This is a genomic window from Bifidobacterium catenulatum DSM 16992 = JCM 1194 = LMG 11043, from assembly GCF_001025195.1.
In the GTDB taxonomy this organism is placed as follows: Bacteria; Actinomycetota; Actinomycetes; order Actinomycetales; family Bifidobacteriaceae; genus Bifidobacterium; species Bifidobacterium catenulatum.
Map to the genome: position 1 here is coordinate 1,061,145 of NZ_AP012325.1, position 18,056 is coordinate 1,079,200.

16 protein-coding genes and 1 tRNA gene are annotated in these 18,056 nt (G+C 57.5%); 16 read left to right on the forward strand and 1 reads right to left on the reverse strand.

What is annotated here, in order from left to right; translation table 11 throughout:
• Positions 1-85: 85 nt before the first annotated feature.
• The 14 genes from BBCT_RS08840 (at position 86) to bsh (ending at position 15,184) form a co-directional block, all read left to right on the forward strand.
• On the forward strand, positions 86-1,030 hold the full coding sequence (locus tag BBCT_RS08840; protein ID WP_231858038.1) for a class C sortase: 945 nt from the start codon (positions 86-88) through the stop codon (positions 1,028-1,030).
• On the forward strand, positions 963-1,745 hold the full coding sequence (locus tag BBCT_RS04565) for a histidine phosphatase family protein (protein ID WP_081450280.1): 783 nt from the start codon (positions 963-965) through the stop codon (positions 1,743-1,745). The genes BBCT_RS08840 and BBCT_RS04565 overlap by 68 nt, the downstream gene beginning before the upstream one ends.
• Before the next feature lie 243 nt (positions 1,746-1,988).
• Positions 1,989-2,939, forward strand: coding sequence for a magnesium transporter CorA family protein (locus BBCT_RS04570; protein WP_003834895.1), 951 nt, complete (start codon positions 1,989-1,991; stop codon positions 2,937-2,939).
• Between the two features lie 20 nt (positions 2,940-2,959).
• Positions 2,960-3,817: a transporter substrate-binding domain-containing protein gene (locus tag BBCT_RS04575; protein ID WP_003834894.1), complete on the forward strand. Its 858-nt coding sequence runs from the start codon at positions 2,960-2,962 to the stop codon at positions 3,815-3,817.
• Positions 3,818-3,911: 94 nt separating this feature from the next.
• Entirely contained in the window at positions 3,912-6,884 is a 2,973-nt protein-coding gene (gene leuS / locus BBCT_RS04580) for a leucine--tRNA ligase (RefSeq protein WP_003834892.1), read from the forward strand.
• 411 nt (positions 6,885-7,295) lie between these two features.
• Complete coding sequence (locus BBCT_RS08845) at positions 7,296-7,826, forward strand: ComEA family DNA-binding protein (protein ID WP_231858039.1); 531 nt, start codon at positions 7,296-7,298, stop codon at positions 7,824-7,826.
• The gene (locus BBCT_RS04590; protein ID WP_003834888.1) at positions 7,823-9,574 is read left to right on the forward strand and encodes a ComEC/Rec2 family competence protein; all 1,752 of its coding nucleotides are present in this window, start codon (positions 7,823-7,825) and stop codon (positions 9,572-9,574) included. The genes BBCT_RS08845 and BBCT_RS04590 overlap by 4 nt, the downstream gene beginning before the upstream one ends.
• A 33-nt stretch (positions 9,575-9,607) precedes the next feature.
• Entirely contained in the window at positions 9,608-10,582 is a 975-nt protein-coding gene (gene holA / locus BBCT_RS04595; protein WP_003834885.1) for a DNA polymerase III subunit delta, read from the forward strand.
• A 1-nt stretch (position 10,583) separates the two neighbouring features.
• Complete coding sequence (gene tsaE / locus BBCT_RS04600; RefSeq protein WP_003834882.1) at positions 10,584-11,210, forward strand: tRNA (adenosine(37)-N6)-threonylcarbamoyltransferase complex ATPase subunit type 1 TsaE; 627 nt, start codon at positions 10,584-10,586, stop codon at positions 11,208-11,210.
• Between the two features lie 74 nt (positions 11,211-11,284).
• The gene (gene tsaB / locus BBCT_RS04605; protein WP_003834879.1) at positions 11,285-12,094 is read left to right on the forward strand and encodes a tRNA (adenosine(37)-N6)-threonylcarbamoyltransferase complex dimerization subunit type 1 TsaB; all 810 of its coding nucleotides are present in this window, start codon (positions 11,285-11,287) and stop codon (positions 12,092-12,094) included.
• Positions 12,095-12,103: 9 nt separating this feature from the next.
• Positions 12,104-12,664, forward strand: coding sequence for a ribosomal protein S18-alanine N-acetyltransferase (gene rimI, locus BBCT_RS04610; RefSeq protein ID WP_003834877.1), 561 nt, complete (start codon positions 12,104-12,106; stop codon positions 12,662-12,664).
• A gap of 49 nt (positions 12,665-12,713) precedes the next feature.
• Complete coding sequence (tsaD, locus tag BBCT_RS04615) at positions 12,714-13,757, forward strand: tRNA (adenosine(37)-N6)-threonylcarbamoyltransferase complex transferase subunit TsaD (RefSeq protein ID WP_003834876.1); 1,044 nt, start codon at positions 12,714-12,716, stop codon at positions 13,755-13,757.
• Positions 13,758-13,874: 117 nt separating this feature from the next.
• Positions 13,875-13,950 (forward strand) — tRNA-Asn (locus BBCT_RS04620).
• A 283-nt stretch (positions 13,951-14,233) separates the two neighbouring features.
• Complete coding sequence (gene bsh / locus BBCT_RS04625; RefSeq protein WP_003834875.1) at positions 14,234-15,184, forward strand: choloylglycine hydrolase; 951 nt, start codon at positions 14,234-14,236, stop codon at positions 15,182-15,184.
• A gap of 167 nt (positions 15,185-15,351) precedes the next feature.
• On the opposite strand, the gene BBCT_RS04630 is transcribed toward bsh, so the two are convergent.
• Positions 15,352-16,041, reverse strand: coding sequence for an ECF transporter S component (locus BBCT_RS04630; protein ID WP_003834872.1), 690 nt, complete (start codon positions 16,039-16,041; stop codon positions 15,352-15,354).
• Between the two features lie 440 nt (positions 16,042-16,481).
• On the opposite strand from BBCT_RS04630, the gene BBCT_RS04635 reads away from it, so the two are divergent.
• A complete protein-coding gene (locus BBCT_RS04635; RefSeq protein ID WP_081450272.1) occupies positions 16,482-16,946 on the forward strand; it encodes a MerR family transcriptional regulator in 465 nt (154 codons plus the stop codon).
• A 58-nt stretch (positions 16,947-17,004) separates the two neighbouring features.
• A complete protein-coding gene (locus BBCT_RS04640; protein WP_003834865.1) occupies positions 17,005-18,051 on the forward strand; it encodes a zinc-dependent alcohol dehydrogenase family protein in 1,047 nt (348 codons plus the stop codon).
• Positions 18,052-18,056 lie beyond the last annotated feature (5 nt).

Below are 18,056 nucleotides of genomic sequence, written 5' to 3' on the forward strand. Positions count from 1 at the left end.
CATGACGGTTCCCACACACGGCAAACCCCGACACAAAAGCACGTCGGCAAAACACAACATCATCCGATGGTGCGTGGGAACCGCCATGCTCACCGCAACGGCACTCATCATCAGCATCCCCCTGATCATGCGCGCCGAAGACAACATCCAACAAGCAGCCAACGTCAAAGCGTACGCAGCCACCATCGCCACCACCGCAGACACGGCAATACAAGAAAGCAAACGGCAGGCGAAACTCTACAACGCACGCCTCGCCAACCGAACCGAACCCCAAACAGATGATCCGGCAGACAGCTCAACTGACAGCCAGACAAAACATGAAACCCCAACACAAAACCCCATCGAATACAATCAACAACTCGTCATCCCACCCAGCGACATCATGGCAACCATCAACTACCCAAAACTCGGAATCAACCTACCCATACGCCACGGAACAAGCGAACAAGCGCTCGCCATCGGCGCCGGACACTGGGTGGGAACATCCCTGCCGATCGGGGGAGCAGGAACCCACACCGTCATCACCGCACACCGAGGCCTCGCCGACAAACTCATGTTCACCAAACTCGACCAAGCCCGCGAAGGCGATGAATTCACCATCACCACCCTCGGTGAAACCCTCACCTACCAAGTGCAAACCATCCGCACCATCACCCCCGACGATTTCACTTGGATAAACAAGCGCGACAACACCGCCGATCAGGCCACGCTCATGACCTGCACCCCATACGGCATCAACACACACCGACTCCTCGTCACAGGAACACGCATCCCAAACCACGACGAATGCCCGCCCGAAACAGGCTGCCTCACCGACGGAACACTCGCCATCACAGCGTTCGCGCTCACCACCGTATGGGCAATCATTATCGTGCTCGCACGCCACAGTTACAATGAGATGCATGATCGACGAAGTATTGTTCCTACGTCACGGACGCACCGCCTACAACCTCGCAAGACGGCTGCAAGGCCAAATCGACATTCCCCTCGACATCGTCGGCAGGTGGCAGGCCGACCAAAGCGCTTATGAACTCGCCAGAACATACTATTGGGCGAAAGTCGCGCACCTCGCTGACCATAATGACGAACTCGCCCAACCCGCGTACGAGGGCGCGTATTTCGCCGATCTCAACGAAATCAACGAGGCACCGGCCGCAAGCCGACGCATGTTCGTCGTGTCGTCAGACCTTTTCCGCGCCCAACAGACCGCCCACGCCATCGCCGACCTTCTCGGACTTGACGTAGCTCTCGACCCGCGTCTGCGCGAACGCAGCTTCGGCGAATGGGAGGGCATGACCCGTGAGGAGATTCTCGAACAGTACGCCGAAGACTACCATTCATGGCGCGCCCACACCGGAGGCGAAACCAAGCATGGCGTCGAAAGCCGTCAGCATACCGGCCAGCGTGGTGCCCAAGCCATCCGAAGCATCATCGCCGAGCATGCCGGCGATTCCGCGCCAACCACGCTGCTCGCCGTCGGCCACGGATCATGGATCGTGGCCACTGTCGCCGTATTGCTCGACATGGATCCGGATGATCTCAACAATCTCGGCGCCATGCGCAACGCCTTCTGGACGCGGATGAGCGTCAATGCAAGCCGTGGCCCCGCCGAACCTGACATATGGCAGTGGAAGCTCGACGCCTTCAACCAAGGCCCGGCCATCGCCGCGCTTACGGACTGGGAGAACGGTCCGAAGGAATTGCGCGGCCCGAACATGCCGTTGTGGAAGCCCATCATGCAGTGATATGCAGTGGCATGCGGTAGCCCACGGTGGCCGTTACTCACCGTGGGCGCATGCGGTGAACATGAATTCTCGATGAAATCTCCGGCTCGCGGTCGGTTAGCTCCCAAGGTGGGACTATTCTAAATAAGGTTGTTTGCCCGAATGATCCAAGAACGGTCCCAAAAGACTGATTGCAGGAGACGTTGGATTCGGGCTACCGTACAGCGATAGAACGTTGGAAAGCGCGAAAGGCGGGTGAGAGACATGTTGAGAATGTTCAGAACGATTAACGGCCAGGTGGAGCAGATCCAAAAACCCGAAAACGGGTCCTGGTTATGCCTTTCGGATCCGACCGATGTGGAGCTCGCCAACGTTTCCATGGAAACTGGCGTCGATCTCGCCGACTTGCGCGCCCCGCTTGATGACGAGGAACGGTCCCGTGTGGACGTGGAAGACGATTACACGATGATCATCGTTGACATTCCAACCGTCGAGGAGCGTGGCGGGCGAGACTGGTACGAGACCATCCCGTTGTCGATCATCATCACGCAGTCGGCCATCATCACCGTCTGTATGCAGGACACTCCAGTGCTGCACCCGTTCATGGAAGGCACGATCCGCGGTTTCAACACGTATATGAAAACACGTTTCATCCTGCAGATCCTGTACCGCAACGCCACCATGTATTTGCGGTATCTTCGTATCATCGACCGTGAAAGCGACAAGCTCGAACTCAAACTGCGTCATTCCATGCAGAATCGCGAGATCCTCATGCTGCTCGAATTGAGCAAGACGTTGGTCTATTTCACCACGTCGCTCAAGTCGAACGAAATCGTGATGGAAAAGTTGACCACGCTGCCGCGCATCAAGCAGTATCCAGAAGACGAAGATCTGCTCGACGACGTCATCACCGAAAACAAGCAGGCTATCGAGATGGCCAACATCTACAGCGGCGTTCTAGCCAACATGACCGATGCGTTCGCGTCGATCGTGTCGAACAATCTGAACAACGTGATGCGCATCTTCACGATCATCTCCATCACGCTGTCGATTCCGACATTGATCTTCTCGATGTACGGCATGAACTTCCAGGAGGGCATGCTCGGCATGCCGTTGACAGACAAGCCGTGGGGCTTCGCCGTGATCATCGGAATCTCGCTGGTCGTTTCGGCCATTGTCACCTGGTTCCTGACACGTTCACGCATGTTCAAGTAGAATCGCGTAGAATCGCGCGTATGTCACGTCTGTCACGAAATATCGCGGCGCTGGTATGCGCCGCTTCGGTCGTATTGGGCACGAGCGCGTGCGGCACTTCCATTTCCGTCGTCACCAATGGTCTTGCTCAAGGGCCGACCATTGCGATTGGCGTGGCCGCGGACCAGCCGGGATTGGGTTTTCTGCATGGGGGAGAGTATTCGGGCTTCGATATTTCCGTGTCGCAATACGTGGCGAACACGTTGGGATTCGCGCAAAAACAGATCGTGTTCAAACAGGTGTTGCCGTCGACGCGCGTTTCGTCGCTTGAAGACGGCACTGTGGACATGGTGGTCGATGCTTTCGCAGCTGATGACGTTCAGGATGGTGAGGTTGAGTTTGCAGGACCGTATCTGACCGTGCATGCGGCATTGCTGGTGCGTTCCGACAGTGCGGGAACCATCACCGGAATCGACGATCTTGCCGGAAAAACGGTATGCGTGGCCAAAGACGGAATGCCCGCCGATAGCGTGCGAAATCTTGCGGAAGATGTGACCGTGAGCGAACGCGACACGTATCCGCAGTGCGAAACGGCATTGATGATCGGGCAGGCGGACGCCATTGCGGCCGACGACGCCATAGCGGCGGGCCTCGCATCCAACAGAGGAGGTGGGTATCTTAAGGTCGTGGGCGAAACGTTCGGCGAACGCTCGTATGCGATCGCGGTCAAACCCGGCCAATCCACGCTTGCCAAACAGGTCGACGCCGCATTGCAGTCCATGATGGACGACGGCTCGTGGAAGCAGGCCATGGACGAGATGAAACAGTCGATTGGCTACGTTCCTGACATGTCGATCAACCCTCCCGCGATAACGCGCTCAGCGGCGTCGGAAGGCTGACGGGCTTCGCCTTGCGCGACGCTTTGCGAAACGCTTCTTGCATAATGATTGACGCCTTGCGAAGTGTCCAGTTGCGCGGCTAGTTTCATGCATTATGAGTGACATTGAGAAAAGCGCGCAGGCGCAGTCGAACGAACCAGCCGAGCCGTCGTTCCGTTACAATGCGGATCTGGCTCAGGGCATTGAGGAAAAATGGCAGAAGATTTGGGATGACGAAGGCACTTTCTGGGCTGCCAACGTCAACGGCGATCTGAAGGATGGCAAGGGACGCAACGCCGAAGGACGCCCGTCGTATTTCGCGATGGACATGTTCCCATATCCGTCGGGCAAGGGTCTGCATGTGGGTCACCCGTTGGGCTACCTTGCCACCGATGTGGTCAGCCGCTACCATCGGATGAAGGGCGAGAACGTGCTGCACGCCATGGGCTATGACGCCTTCGGCCTGCCGGCCGAGCAGTATGCGGTCCAGACCGGCCAGCATCCGCGCATCACTACCGAGCAGAACATCGCCAACATGCGTCGCCAGCTGCACCGCATGGGCCTGAGCTTCGACAACCGTCGTTCCTTCGCCACCATCGATCCGGGCTACGTGCGTTGGACCCAGTGGATCTTCTCCCGAATCTATGATTCCTGGTACGACGAGGATGCCACCAATCCGTCTGGTTCCAAGGGCTGCGCACGACCGATCAGCACGCTGGTGGAGCAGTTCGAATCCGGTGAGCGTGAGATTCCGGGATTCGCGGGCAAGCAGTGGGGAGACCTGAGCGAAGCTGAGCAGGCTGACGTGCTCAACGACTTCCGTTTGGCCTACATCTCCAAGTCCCCGGTGAACTGGTGCCCGGGCCTGGGCACGGTGCTCGCCAACGAGGAGGTCACCGCCGAAGGCAAGTCCGAACGCGGTAACTTCCCGGTGTTCCAGCGCGAGCTGCGCCAATGGTCCATGCGCATCACCGCATACGGCCACCGTCTGATCGAAGATCTTGATGGCATCGACTGGCCGGAGAAGGTCAAGCTCATGCAGCGAAATTGGATCGGCGAATCCCACGGCGCTTCCGTGCATTTCGAGGTCGAAACCCCGAACGGCGTCAAAGACATGGAGATCTACACCACCCGTCCCGACACCCTGTTCGGCACCACGTTCGCCGTGGTCTCTCCGGAACATCACCTGCTCGAAGACGTTCCCGCCGAATGGCCGGCCGAGACTCCGGAAGACTGGAAGGGTGGCTATGCCACTCCGGTCGAGGCGGTGAAGGCCTACCGCTTGGCTGCGGAAGCCAAGACCGCCAAGGATCGTGTTGACGAGGCTGGCGAGAAGACCGGCCTGTTCACCGGCCTGTACGCCATCAACCCAATCACCGGAGCCAAGCTGCCGCTGTTCACCGCGGATTACGTGCTCATGGACTACGGCACCGGTGCCATCATGGCCGTGCCGGGCGGCGACCAGCGCGATTACGATTTCGCGGTCAAGTTCGACCTGCCGGTCATCTACACCGTGCAGCCGCTGGCTGAATCCGGCGACGATCTGGCCAACTATGAAGGCAAGGCGCCGTTCATCTCCCACGACGGCATCGTCATCAACTCCTCCGTGGACGCCACCCGCGCCAAGGGCGACGCGTTGAGCCTCAACGGCCTTCGCGTGGACGAGGCCATCGACAAGGTGAACGCATGGCTGGAAAAGGCCGGTGTCGGCAAGGGCACGGTCAGCTACCGTCTGCGCGACTGGCTGTTCAGCCGCCAGCGTTATTGGGGCGAACCGTTCCCAATCGTCTATGGCGCGGACGGTACTCCGCACCTGCTGCCGGACGACCAACTGCCGATCAACCTGCCGGATGTGCCGGACTATAGTCCGAAGACCTTCGATCCGGAAGACGCCGAATCCAATCCTGAAGCTCCGCTGAGCCGCAACGAGGATTGGGTGAAGGTCGAACTCGACTTGGGCGACGGCAAGAAGACCTACTATCGCGACACCAACACCATGCCAAACTGGGCCGGCTCCTGCTGGTACTACATGCGCTACCTCGACCCGACCGACACCGAACACATGGTCGAGAAGAGCGAGTTCGACTATTGGATGGGCCCGAACCACAATGAGACCACCGGCAAGTCCGGCGGCGTGGATCTGTACATCGGTGGTGTGGAACATGCCGTGTTGCACTTGCTGTACTCCCGTTTCTGGCATAAGGTGCTGTTCGACCTCGGTTTCGTCGATTCCGCGGAACCATTCCACAAGCTGTTCAACCAGGGCATGATCCAGGCATACGCCTACACCGATGACCGTGGCCAGTACGTGCCGGCCGCCGAAGTGGTGGAAGGCCCGGCCGATGCCAACGGCGAGCCGACTTTCACTTGGAACGGCGAACACGCCAACCGTGAGTTCGGCAAAATGGGCAAGAGCCTGAAGAACATCATCACGCCGGACGACATGTACTCGAACTACGGTGCCGACACCTTCCGCCTGTACGAGATGGGCATGGGACCGCTGGCCGAATCCCGCCCGTGGAACACGCGCAACGTGGTCGGATCCATGCGTTTCCTGCAGCGCCTGTGGCGTAACGTCGTCGACGAGAGCACCGGCGAAGTGCACGTCACCGATGGCGAACTCGACACGAAGACGCTGAAGCTGCTGAACAACACGATCGCCGACGTGACCGTGGAAATGGAAGCGATGCGTCCGAACACGGCCATCGCCAAGCTCATCGTGCTCAACAACCACTTGACCAGCCTCAACGAGGTGCCGCGCGCAGCCGTCGAACCGCTGATTCTGATGCTTTCCCCGATCGCCCCGCACATCTGCGAGGAACTGTGGAACAAGCTCGGACACAGCGAGTCGCTGGCGCACGCCGAATGGCCGAAGGCCGACGAACGCTATGTCGGACAGGACACCGTCACCGCGGTCGTGCAGATCAAGGGCAAGGTTCGTGCCAAGCTTGAAGTTTCGCCCGACATCGACCCGAAGGAACTTGAGAAGATGGCGTTGGAAGCCGTCGCTGACCGTTTGGGCGGCAAGGAACCGCGCAAGGTCATCGTCAAGGCTCCGAAGATCGTGTCCATCGTTCCCGCGGAATGATATTTCGAAAACTTTCGGAGCCAACGGCCGCTGACAAGGTTTCCAACAGGGTGTGAACCGTTCCCGCATGAGGCGACACGCCGAATATGTGGATAACTCGCATCCTCCGACCACAGGGGCCGTTTCGACTGGACAGCATGCCCATGCATCCTCCAATTTGGATGCATGGGCATTACTATTACCCCGCCAAACGGGCGGAACAGGCAGGCCGAGACCACATCGCCGGCCGCGCGGCGGCTGCGTGGACTTGGCATATCCGTAACACATGAAAAGAACGTGCGCGGGCAAAACATTCGCAGCGAACATGCCTTTTCCGTAACCCCTGAAGCATCTGTGGTAATCGCGGCAACTGCAACGCCTGAAATATCCCGTGAACAAACGTCGGAACCTGTGAAACCCTCATTACGGGATTTGTCCGGAGTCAAACCTGCCGATAAGCCGACGGAACAGGACGGGCCCAAACGCGATCGTCCACGACTCGTCTTTCAGCCAATCCACGCGATCATCGCCATACTCACCCTGTCGTGCGCGCTGTGCGCAAGTCTGACCATGCTTGTGCAACAGGCCATCCACTACAGCGCACTCCAACAGACGCAGATCACGCAATCCAAACAATCTCAGGCGAGCGGAACCACGAAAGACGGGGCGTCATCCGCGGCAACAACACCAAACCAGCAGCCTTCCATGGAACAAAACGGCCAGAACAAGCAAACATCCGAACCAACGGAACCTTCCGATCCGGCTGACGGTCTGTTGAATATCAACACCGCCGGATCCAACGAACTGCAAACCTTGAAAGGCGTAGGCCCGGTGACCGCGCAGCGCATCATCGACTACCGCAATCAGATCGGACGTTTCGACAATGTCGACCAATTGTTGAAAGTCAACGGCATCGGCGAGAAAACGCTGGCGAAATTCCGAGACCAAGTGTGCGCACGATGAGAGGAAACACGTTCGAATGGCGGAATAGGGAGCAGGGGAGCAGGGATTGGCGTCTACTGCCAGCCACCCTGTGCGGGTGGGCGGCGAGTCTGGCCGCACATGCGGGATTCGACTACTGCGTCGAGCAGGAAGGCAGACTCGGCATTCTGCCGCTCGTTTTAGTGTTGTCTGTGCCATTGCTGGCATTATTGGGATTGTTGGGATTGCCGTTTATGCGATCGCCTATCCTGCGCCTGCCGGTTGGCGTGCGGCGGGCGGTTGCGGCACGGCATTTCAGCATTATCGTATGCGTGGTCGCGGCGATGGCATGCGCGTCTTCCGCATTGACCTACGACGTATTGCAATGGAGGGATGCGGCCTCGTACGCGGCCAGAAGCGGCGAAAGCGACGTTGTGATACTGGTACGTACGACATCCCCCGCAGTGAATTCGAACAGACGTGCGAATGATTGCCAGATCGATGCGACGATTTCGACAATCACGGCAAGCCAGATCACGCAACCAAGCATGATGCGGGTGCGCGTCTATGCGGACCGGCCGGACTGCGGCACACTCAAACAAGGCGGCGAATACCGGATGCGGGGCACGCTCGCCATATCGCAATACGGTACCATGCCGCTATGGCTGACGGACATCGCCTCCGTGGAACGCATACGGGCGCCCAATCCCGCATTGCGTGTGATCGATATGATGCAGCAGGCGTTCTTCGAACAGACGTCACGGCTTTCCGACCAAGGGAAAGTACTTGTTCCCGGACTGACATTAGGCATTCTCGGACAGGATTACATTCCTCCAGACAGCGGCAATGGCAAAACTGGCACCGGTATTGATTCCACATACGCCAATCTGCTTGAAGACGCCTTCCAGCGTTCGGGCATACTGCATCTGATGGCAGTCAGCGGCGGGCATCTCGCGGTCGTCGCCACCATAGTGCGCGCCGCCTGCTCGTTCCTGCTACTGCCAAGGCGCGTCACGGCCATCGCCATCGGCATGTCATACATCATGCTGGCAATGTGCGTGTTTCCCTCCGATTCGGTGTCACGCGCCCTGCTGATGGGTTTGGGCGGAGCGGGCTTCCTGTTCCTCGGGCGAAGAACACAGGCTTTGGCCGCCCTCAACTGGACCACTTTAGGCATGCTCATGGCCAATCCGCACATGTCACGCAGCTTCGGATTCGCACTATCATGCACGGCCGTACTCGGCCTCGTACTGTTCGCAGGGCCGTTAAGCGCATGGCTCACGCCGATCATGCCAGCGTTCATCGCGCAAACCATGGCCATGACCATAGCCGCGCAACTGCTCACCCTGCCGATTCAAGTGCTCATCGAACCGGAACTGCCCGTCTACTCCATTCCGGCCAATCTGGTCGTCGCACCCTTCGTGGGCTTTTCCACACTGACCGGGCTTGCCAGCCTCGCCATTTCATGGATACTGCCCAATCTGGGATTCATATTCGCCAGCATCGCCTCCTGGGGCACCGCCATTATGGAACTCATGGCCCTCCACCTCGGGTCAGGAGACCGCGCCACCATTCCGTGGACCGGAGGCGCGGGCGGCGCACTGCTGATCATCGTCGTCGAAATCGTCGGATATATGGCCGCACGACTTGTCGACACACTCTTCACCCGCATCACAACACCGGAACCAAACCTGCCGGGCCGACGCCTCATGCGCAATCCCGTCGAACGGGCGAAAGCATGGGGCGAACGAACCCACAACGCGCTCAAAACCATGAAATGGAACGAATGAATCTTGTCCACCGATACAGCGAGATTGAATACTATGCCGAAACCATCCGCAGCAACCTTCCACCTCATCTATGGAGGCGACCCGTACCTCAACGAGCAAACCGTACGCGACCTGCGCCACCAATCGCAACGCAAACACCCCGACGCGGAAACCATCGAACTCGACGCAACCAACGCCGATCATTACGCCTTCGACGAAGCGGTAAGCCCATCACTCCTATCCGAACGATCAATCGTCATCGTATCCAACCTGCAAAACGCCGACGACAGACTCGGCGAAACCATGGTCGCCTACTGCAAGCAAGCCGTCAACAATCCAACCGAAGCCAGCATCGTCATCTGCCAACATGAAGGCGGCATCAAAGGTAAACGACTCATCGACCAACTCACCAAAGCCGGAGCAGTCAAAGAAGCCGTGGCCGACCTCAAAAAAGCCGACGCAAAACTCAACTTCACCATACAATGCTTCGAACGACGCAACCGACGCATCGAACCCATGGCCGCACAGCAACTCGTAGCCGTACTCGGCGACAAAACCGGCGAACTCGCAGCCATGGCAGGCCAACTCTGCTTCGACTTCGACGACAATCCCATAACATTGGAACGCGTCAACCAATACCTCACCGCCAACCCCCAAGTAGACGGCTTCCGCGTGGCCGACCTCGCACTCTCCGGACGCTCAGCCGACGCCATCATCGCCATGCGGACTTCGGTCGAACAAGGCACCGCGCCAATCGCACTCATCGGAGCGCTCGCCATGAAACTACGCACCATGGCCAAAGCCTCAGCCGTACGCTCCGGCACCATCAGCGAAGCGGAAGCGAAAACCAATTCATGGGTACTGAAAAACGCCACCAGACAGCTCTCCGGATGGACCTCCGACGGCATGAGACGATGCATCCAAATGCTCGCATGGGCCGACGAACAAAGCAAAACCAACGGATCGGACCCTGTCTACGCGCTGGAACGAGCCATCGAACTAATCAGCAACAAAGGACGAACCAACTAACATGAACGAGGACAACACCAGCAACAGCGCGGCCAGCGGCACCGCCAAGACCATCACCGTCGAAGCAACAACCGGCGAAGCCATGCACGAACTCGGCAAACACGTCGCACACCTCGCCCACGGCGGGGACGTCATACTCCTCTCAGGGCCACTCGGTGCAGGGAAAACCACCTTCGCCCAAGGTTTCGGCGCAGGACTCAACATCAGCGAACCCATCGTCTCGCCAACCTTCACCATCGCACGCGAACTCAAAGGCCAATTCCCCAACGGCAACTCCGCCCACCTCATACACGTCGACGCCTACCGACTCGGCGGCAACGCCTACGCCCCAGGCCAAAACGCCGTCGAACACCTACTCGACGAACTCGAATCCCTCGGACTCGACGAAGAACTCGAAGATCCCAGCGACAACACCATCATCCTCATGGAATGGGGAGAACAGATGGCTGCCGCGCTCGCACCGGAACGTCTCGAAATCCACATCGACCGGCCGCTCAACACCGCCGGCACAGGCACAACGGCCAATACGGCCAGCCGCGAACTCACCAGCAACGGCGTACGTACCGTAACCTTCATTCCCGTCGGCGAATCCTGGCAAACCTTCGACATCGCACGCAACAAACGCTAAAACACAGCCAACAACCACGATTCCAGCATCGGTTGTACAGTAGTTTCCAGCTTGGCACAAGGAGTTTCCACAAAATGCAGACACTGGTGATCGACACTTCATACGGCTCAACCGTCGGCATGGTCGGACACGACCCCATCGTTGAAACCGACTCACGCACCCACGTCGAAAAACTACAGGTGAACATCGCTACAACCGTCGAACAAGCCGGCCTCAAACCGGAAAACATCGACCGTATCATCGTCGGCATCGGACCTGCACCCTTCACCGGACTGCGCGCGGGAATCGTCGCAGCCAAAGCGCTCTCCTTCGCCACCGGTGCGCGGCTTATCGGGCAGAATGTGCTTTCCTCGCAGGTGCTTGTACGCAACGCGGAGCATGATGGCCGCCATCATCTGACACTCGCCGTGAACGATGCGCGACGCAAGCAGCTGTATTTCGCATTGCTAGATGGCAGCGGCTATGAGGTTGGTGGCAGCGCAGACGAAGACCATGATGCAAACGTTGAAAACAGTTGTGTGAAAACCCTGATTGACATGGATATCGACTATCCCGAATCGATCGTGAACCGTGTTAACGAAGTGCTGGAACAGCTTCGTCAGTCAGATACGAACGTGGAATATGTGGTCGATGTCATCGGCCATGGAGCGGCGAAATACGCGCAATCGTGGGCAAGTCTTCCCGAAGGCGGCATGGTGAGCGACCATGCGCTGCTTGACGAGGGAGCGTCCGGGCTGGAGCGTTTCGCGGCCTTCGCCACTTCGCAACAGTCTTTGGCGAATCCGGAGCCGATCGAACCGTTGTATCTGCGCAGGCCGGACGTGTCGGTGCCGAACCCATTGAAGCATGTGCTCAACCATGCCGGTGCAGAACGTACGGAGTGACGGTACGGCATGATCGTTGACCATACGAACATCGACGAGGAAATCGTTGTGCCACAGATGGCCGCTTTGGAAGCTGACCTGTTCGGCAGGGGAGCGTGGAGCGAGCAGTCTATCCGTCAGGAATTCCGCGCGCCGGCACGCACGTATCTGTTCGATATTGATGATTGCGGGATTGTGGATTGCGCTGCAGCAGACGGGCCAGTTGTCGATGAATCGGCTGCGGCCGATACTGCCGAAAAACAGCCTGTCGTGCGCGGGTATGCCGGTTTCTGGTATGACGGCGACGATGCTGAGATCATGACGATCGGCGTCGGCAGGCAGTTTCAACGGCAGGGAATCGCGGCTTCCTTGATGGAAGCATTGATTGCGCGGGCGTGTGAACAAGGAGCACAACGCATGTTGCTTGAAGTGCGCGTCGACAATACTCCGGCCTTAGCATTGTACGAACGGTTCGGTTTTGCCAGAATGGGCTTGCGTAAACGCTACTACCAGCCCGAAGGCATCGACGCGTACACCATGAGCCTTGAACTTAAGCCGAGGATTGTCGGCTTCGCAGCAACAGAACAATAAAACAGAACAACCAAACGGAACAGTAAGCAAAGCAGCAAACGGAGCAGCAATGAGCGAACCAATCGTACTCGGCATCGAATCCACCTGCGACGAGACCGCGGCCGCGGTAGTGCAGGGGCGCACCCTGATTTCCAACGTCGTCGCATCCTCCATGGATGAGCACGCGCGTTACGGGGGTGTGATTCCAGAAATCGCGTCACGCGCCCACGCCGAAGCGTTCGTGCCATGCGTTTCCAAGGCGTTGGCCGACGCGAACATGACGTTGTCTGACGTCGATGCGATCGCCGTGTCCGCGGGTCCTGGACTTGCTGGCTGCCTCGCCGTTGGCGTGTCCGGCGCGAAATCTCTTGCCTGGGCGGCGAACAAGCCAATTTACGGCATCAACCATGTGATCGGGCATATTGCGGTCACGCAGCTGCAGTTCGGCCCGTTCCCCGAAGACACGCTCGCCTTGATCGTGTCCGGCGGACACACGTCCCTGCTGCATGTTGAGGATGTTGCGCACCATATTGACGTGGTCGGCACCACGCTTGATGATGCAGCCGGCGAATGCTTCGACAAGGTCGCCCGCCTGCTGGGCTTCCCATATCCGGGCGGTCCGCATATCGACCGTCATGCGCAATTGGGCGACCCACATGCCATCAAAGTTCCGCAAGGGCTCACCCAAGGCAAAGCGGGCCAGCAGCATCCGTACGATTTCAGTTTCTCCGGCGTGAAAACGGCCGTCGCGCGTTGGATCGAGGAACAGCAGGCGCAAGGCAATGAGATTCCCGTTGATGACGTGTGCGCGTCGTTGGCGGATTCCGTGGCGACCGTGCTCGCCAAGAAGGCGATGCGCGGCTGCGAGCAGTACGGTTCGAAGACGTTGATTGTAGGAGGTGGCTTCTCCGCGAATTCGCAGCTTCGCGCCAAACTGTTGGAAGTCGGAGTCGAGCATGGGGTAGAGGTGCGTGTGCCGCAGCTCAAACTGTGCACCGACAACGGCGCCATGGTAGCCATGCTGGGCGTCAACCTAGTCGAAGCTGGAGTGGCTCCGTCAAACCTCGACTTCGCCATCGATTCGGCCATGCCGTTGACGAAGATCTCCATGTGAGATTGGGGCGAAATCGTCGTGTGGAAACGTTTTGCAACCCGAAACACACATGTGACACGCTGAAGATTTGCAATCCACAAGTTTTGGTGTAGTATCTTTATCTTGTGCACAGCGCATTCCTGCGTAGCTCAGTTGGCAGAGCATCCGACTGTTAATCGGACGGTCACTGGTTCAAGCCCAGTCGCAGGAGCCATTTGAAAGCCCTTGGAAACCAAGGGCTTTTGTCATATTCATCGTCATATTCGAGGAATCAACGAAGATGCCGAGGTTCTGGCTTATAGGAACTTTTGGCCAATAACCCGGATATTGCGGCAGGCACGTTTTACACGAAATTCATGATTGAGGAGAACGATACTATGGATGAGGTAGCCAAAGCAGATTCTTCCACGGGCAAAACTTAAGATTTTCCCAGCAAGCGGCGTTTACCATGAACACGCAAGCAAGAAAACCACGGCAAATCATGGAAGGGAGTCCATATGTGCACTGGTGTTCGTTTCTCCGACAATGAGGGAAACATGTATTTCGGCCGTAATCTCGACTGGAGCTTCTCCTACGGCGAGACCATTCTGGTCACTCCGCGAGGCTACCAGTACGACTATGTCTATGGGACCGAAGGCAAGAACGAACCGAATGCGGTGATCGGCGTGGGCGTGGTCATGGCCGACCGCCCCATGTATTTCGACTGCGCCAACGAGCATGGCTTGGCCATTGCCGGACTGAACTTCCCCGGATACGCCTCCTTTGCGCACGAGCCGGTCGAAGGAACCGAAAACGTCGCTACCTTCGAATTCCCGCTGTGGGTGGCGCGCAATTTCGACAGTGTCGACGAAGTCGAAGAAGCGTTGAAGAACGTGACGCTCGTTTCGCAGGTCGTGCCCGGCCAGCAGGAATCCCTGCTGCACTGGTTCATTGGTGACGGCACCCGAAGCATCGTCGTCGAGCAGATGTCCGACGGCATGCACGTTCATCATGACGATGTGGACGTGCTCACCAACCAGCCGACCTTCGACTTCCATATGGAAAACCTGCGCAACTACATGTGCGTGAGCAACGAAATGGCAGAGCCGACCACTTGGGGCAAGGCGGAACTGAGCGCATGGGGTGCCGGCGTGAGCATGCACGGCATTCCCGGTGACGTGAGTTCGCCGTCGCGTTTCGTACGCGTCGCCTACACCAACACGCATTATCCGCAGCAGAACAACGAGGCTGCCAATGTGTCTCGTCTGTTTCACACGCTGGTCTCCGTGCAAATGGTTGAAGGCATGTCCAAGATGGGCAACGGCCAGTTCGAGCGCACGCTGTTCACCAGTGGCTATTCCGGAAAGACCAACACGTATTACATGAACACGTATGAGGATCCGGCGATCCGCTCGTTTGCCATGTCCGACTTCGACATGGATTCGAGCGAGCTGATCACCGCCGATTGATTCCGGGAATTTCGGGTTCGAAGATTCCAGTTCCGAAGATTCCGCAGTGATCGCACTATGTGGACAGTATAAAAGGGCACAACGTCGCAACCGTCGTTGTGCCCTTTTAATCAGTAAAACTGATGAGATTTGATTAAAATGGTCGAGGCATGCTTTCAAACGTACTTTCAGGCGTTTTCCTCGTTATGTTCCTTATGCGAGGAAGCGAATCGCGACAGAACACCTGACTTACGTAAAGCGCAATACATTCCCCAGGAACCGAAACCGGCGAATGCCACAGCGCTAAGTAGCTCGCAAATAGTGCCGATGATGCCTCGCGGGCTGAAGAACATGAATGCCTGATAGTAGAAGAACAGCAGGTAGAAGTTGTAGACGATTCCAATCGCCAGAGCAGACAGAATGGTGACGCCGAGCGTCCAACGACGGTAGCGGAACAACGCGAATACCGCTTCTGCGGCTGCCGCCTGCAACAACGCAATTACCACCAGGCTCACACTGTATTTCGTGCCGAGCACCACCTCGACGAACGATGCGACTAAAAGCACGTAGGCCGAAGCTCCCGGCTTGCGCACGATCAGAGAACCCAGCGTGGCGGGGAAGTAGAACAAAGCATGAAGTAGCGCCGCTGAACCAGGAAGAATCAAAGTCATCAACGGAAAAAGACCATACGAGAGGCCGTCGAACACCCAAAACATCACTCCCGACATCACGCCTACCGCCGCGCCGACTGCGATATCGACCACACGCCATGTGAGGGACTTGCGTGTTTCTTGGGTTGTTTTCAAAGGCTGCTTTACCTGCTTCGGCAGCTTCGCGTCTGTATTATGAATAACGGTTTTAGAGAATGGCTTCGCCATAATGATAATGAATCCTTGCGTTGGTCGATGCCGCGCACCGTGAGTCGGAGATCGCGGCAGTCGCCGTGGGCCGTTCCTCGACCTGCGCGGCTCGGGCAGGAACGACGAGAGGTATTATACGACGTGTTGTTTTGCCGAACACGCATCATGGATCTCCCTGTATCCAAAATATCGTTACAAATACTCCAAATCCGGGCGTACGGTCCAGTCCAGTACACCTAATCCGCACGATTTCATTAAATCAGCAGCATAAGAGATTTTTGCTGTGAGGCGGCATTCGTCCAAAACAGCGTGGTCCTATGTTCCTTATGATGAACACGTAAGTTACGCTTTGCAGACGCAACTTAGCTAATTGTCAGGATTACATGTTCTTTTGTTATGCGATAGCATGCAACACGCCAATTAGACTTCAAGCACTTTAAGTTTTTACAGTGCAGGGTATGAGCACTACAACATGGCATACGATTCGTGAAGCATCCATGATTTCCGGACTTCCCGAATCCACTTTGCGCTACTACGAGCAGATCGGCATCATTGCCCCGATCGCACGTGACCCAAGTTCTGGTCATCGTGCCTACACTAACGAAGACATTCAATCGTTGGTCACCATTTCCTGCTTGTCTGCAACCGGCATGCCGCTTGACGCCATGCGCGAGTATCTGAAAAATCGTTTCGACGGCGCCGAAGGCGCGCACAGGCAAATAGCGCTACTGGACGCGCAAGCATTGCGTTTGGCCGCAAAAGCCGAAAGCATCCGCATACAGCAAGCCTATGTTTCCCTCAAAACACTGTATTGGCGTGCCGTGGCGGAAGGCCATGACGACGAAGCACAACAACTTCTGGAAGAAAACCACGATGTTATCGAAACAGTGAAAAAACAGATCCGCAGCAAGGCTGAAGCATAAGCCGAGGCATCCTCGCAGACGTTACCTCAATTCAATTCATACAACAAAGGAGCAACTCATGAAGGCAGCGATCTTCAAGGGAGTCAAGCAGATGGCATGCGAAGAACATGCCGAACCGACCATCATCGATGGGGGAGACGCCATCATTCGCGTGGTACGCGCATGCGTGTGCGGCTCCGACCTGTGGTTCTACCGTGACGGTAGCAAGGAGCCCAACACCCAGGCCGGCCATGAAGCCATCGGCGTGGTTGAGCAGATCGGCGACGACGTGACCGTGGCCAAGCCAGGAGATTTCGTGATCGTGCCGTTCCCATTCAGCTGCGGCAAGTGTCCAGTATGCAAGGCCGGTTTCGAATCCAGCTGCCCTCATGGCGGATATTTCGGAGACGAGGGATTGGGCTGCCAGGCGGAGTATCTGCGCGTGCCAGAAGCCAATGGCACGCTGGTGGTCGTTCCGGGCGACGCGAAGAGCTTCTCTGACGAAATGCTCGCATCGCTGCTCACCCTCTCTGACGTGATGTCGACTGGTTACCATGCGGCCGCTTCCGCCGAAATCAAGCCGGGGGATACCGCGGTCGTGTTCGGCGACGGTGCGGTCGGCCTGTGCGGAGTGCTGTCCGCCAAGCTGATGGGCGCCACCCGCATCATTTCCATGAGCCGCCATGCCGACCGCCAGCGTATCGCACGCGAATTCGGCGCCACCGATTTCGTGGAGGAACGTGGCGACGAGGCCGTGGCCAAGGTACTGGAAATGACTGATGGTTACGGCGCCGACGCCGTGCTTGAATGCGTGGGCTCCGCATTGTCGAACGACACCGCCATGAAGGTTGCGCGTGCGGGCGCTGTGGTCGGACGTGTTGGCCTGCCTCACGGTGTGGAAGCCGATATTCCAGGACTCTTCTACCGCAATGTTGGTCTGCGTGGCGGTCCGGCACCGGTGCGCACGTATGATCTGCAGCGACTGCTCAAGGAAGTGCTCGATGGCAACATCAATCCGGGCATCGTCTACACCTCCGAATACACGCTCGACGATATTCAGGAAGCGTACGCGGCCATGGACGAGCGTCGCACCGTAAAGTCGCTGCTGCGCATCAGCGAGGTCTGAGCAAT

Excerpts from the sequence above, each read along its gene's own strand:
- tsaD (WP_003834876.1), top strand. The coding sequence starts at position 12,714 with ATGAGCGAACCAATCGTACTCGGCATCGAATCCACCTGCGACGAGACC.
- tsaB (WP_003834879.1), top strand. The coding sequence starts at position 11,285 with ATGCAGACACTGGTGATCGACACTTCATACGGCTCAACCGTCGGCATG.
- holA (WP_003834885.1), top strand. The coding sequence starts at position 9,608 with ATGCCGAAACCATCCGCAGCAACCTTCCACCTCATCTATGGAGGCGAC.
- BBCT_RS04630 (WP_003834872.1), bottom strand. The coding sequence starts at position 16,041 with ATGGCGAAGCCATTCTCTAAAACCGTTATTCATAATACAGACGCGAAG.
- BBCT_RS04575 (WP_003834894.1), top strand. The coding sequence starts at position 2,960 with ATGTCACGTCTGTCACGAAATATCGCGGCGCTGGTATGCGCCGCTTCG.
- leuS (WP_003834892.1), top strand. The coding sequence starts at position 3,912 with ATGAGTGACATTGAGAAAAGCGCGCAGGCGCAGTCGAACGAACCAGCC.
- BBCT_RS08840 (WP_231858038.1), top strand. The coding sequence starts at position 86 with ATGCTCACCGCAACGGCACTCATCATCAGCATCCCCCTGATCATGCGC.
- rimI (WP_003834877.1), top strand. The coding sequence starts at position 12,104 with ATGATCGTTGACCATACGAACATCGACGAGGAAATCGTTGTGCCACAG.
- tsaE (WP_003834882.1), top strand. The coding sequence starts at position 10,584 with ATGAACGAGGACAACACCAGCAACAGCGCGGCCAGCGGCACCGCCAAG.
- BBCT_RS04640 (WP_003834865.1), top strand. The coding sequence starts at position 17,005 with ATGAAGGCAGCGATCTTCAAGGGAGTCAAGCAGATGGCATGCGAAGAA.
- BBCT_RS04590 (WP_003834888.1), top strand. The coding sequence starts at position 7,823 with ATGAGAGGAAACACGTTCGAATGGCGGAATAGGGAGCAGGGGAGCAGG.
- BBCT_RS04570 (WP_003834895.1), top strand. The coding sequence starts at position 1,989 with ATGTTGAGAATGTTCAGAACGATTAACGGCCAGGTGGAGCAGATCCAA.
- bsh (WP_003834875.1), top strand. The coding sequence starts at position 14,234 with ATGTGCACTGGTGTTCGTTTCTCCGACAATGAGGGAAACATGTATTTC.
- BBCT_RS04635 (WP_081450272.1), top strand. The coding sequence starts at position 16,482 with ATGAGCACTACAACATGGCATACGATTCGTGAAGCATCCATGATTTCC.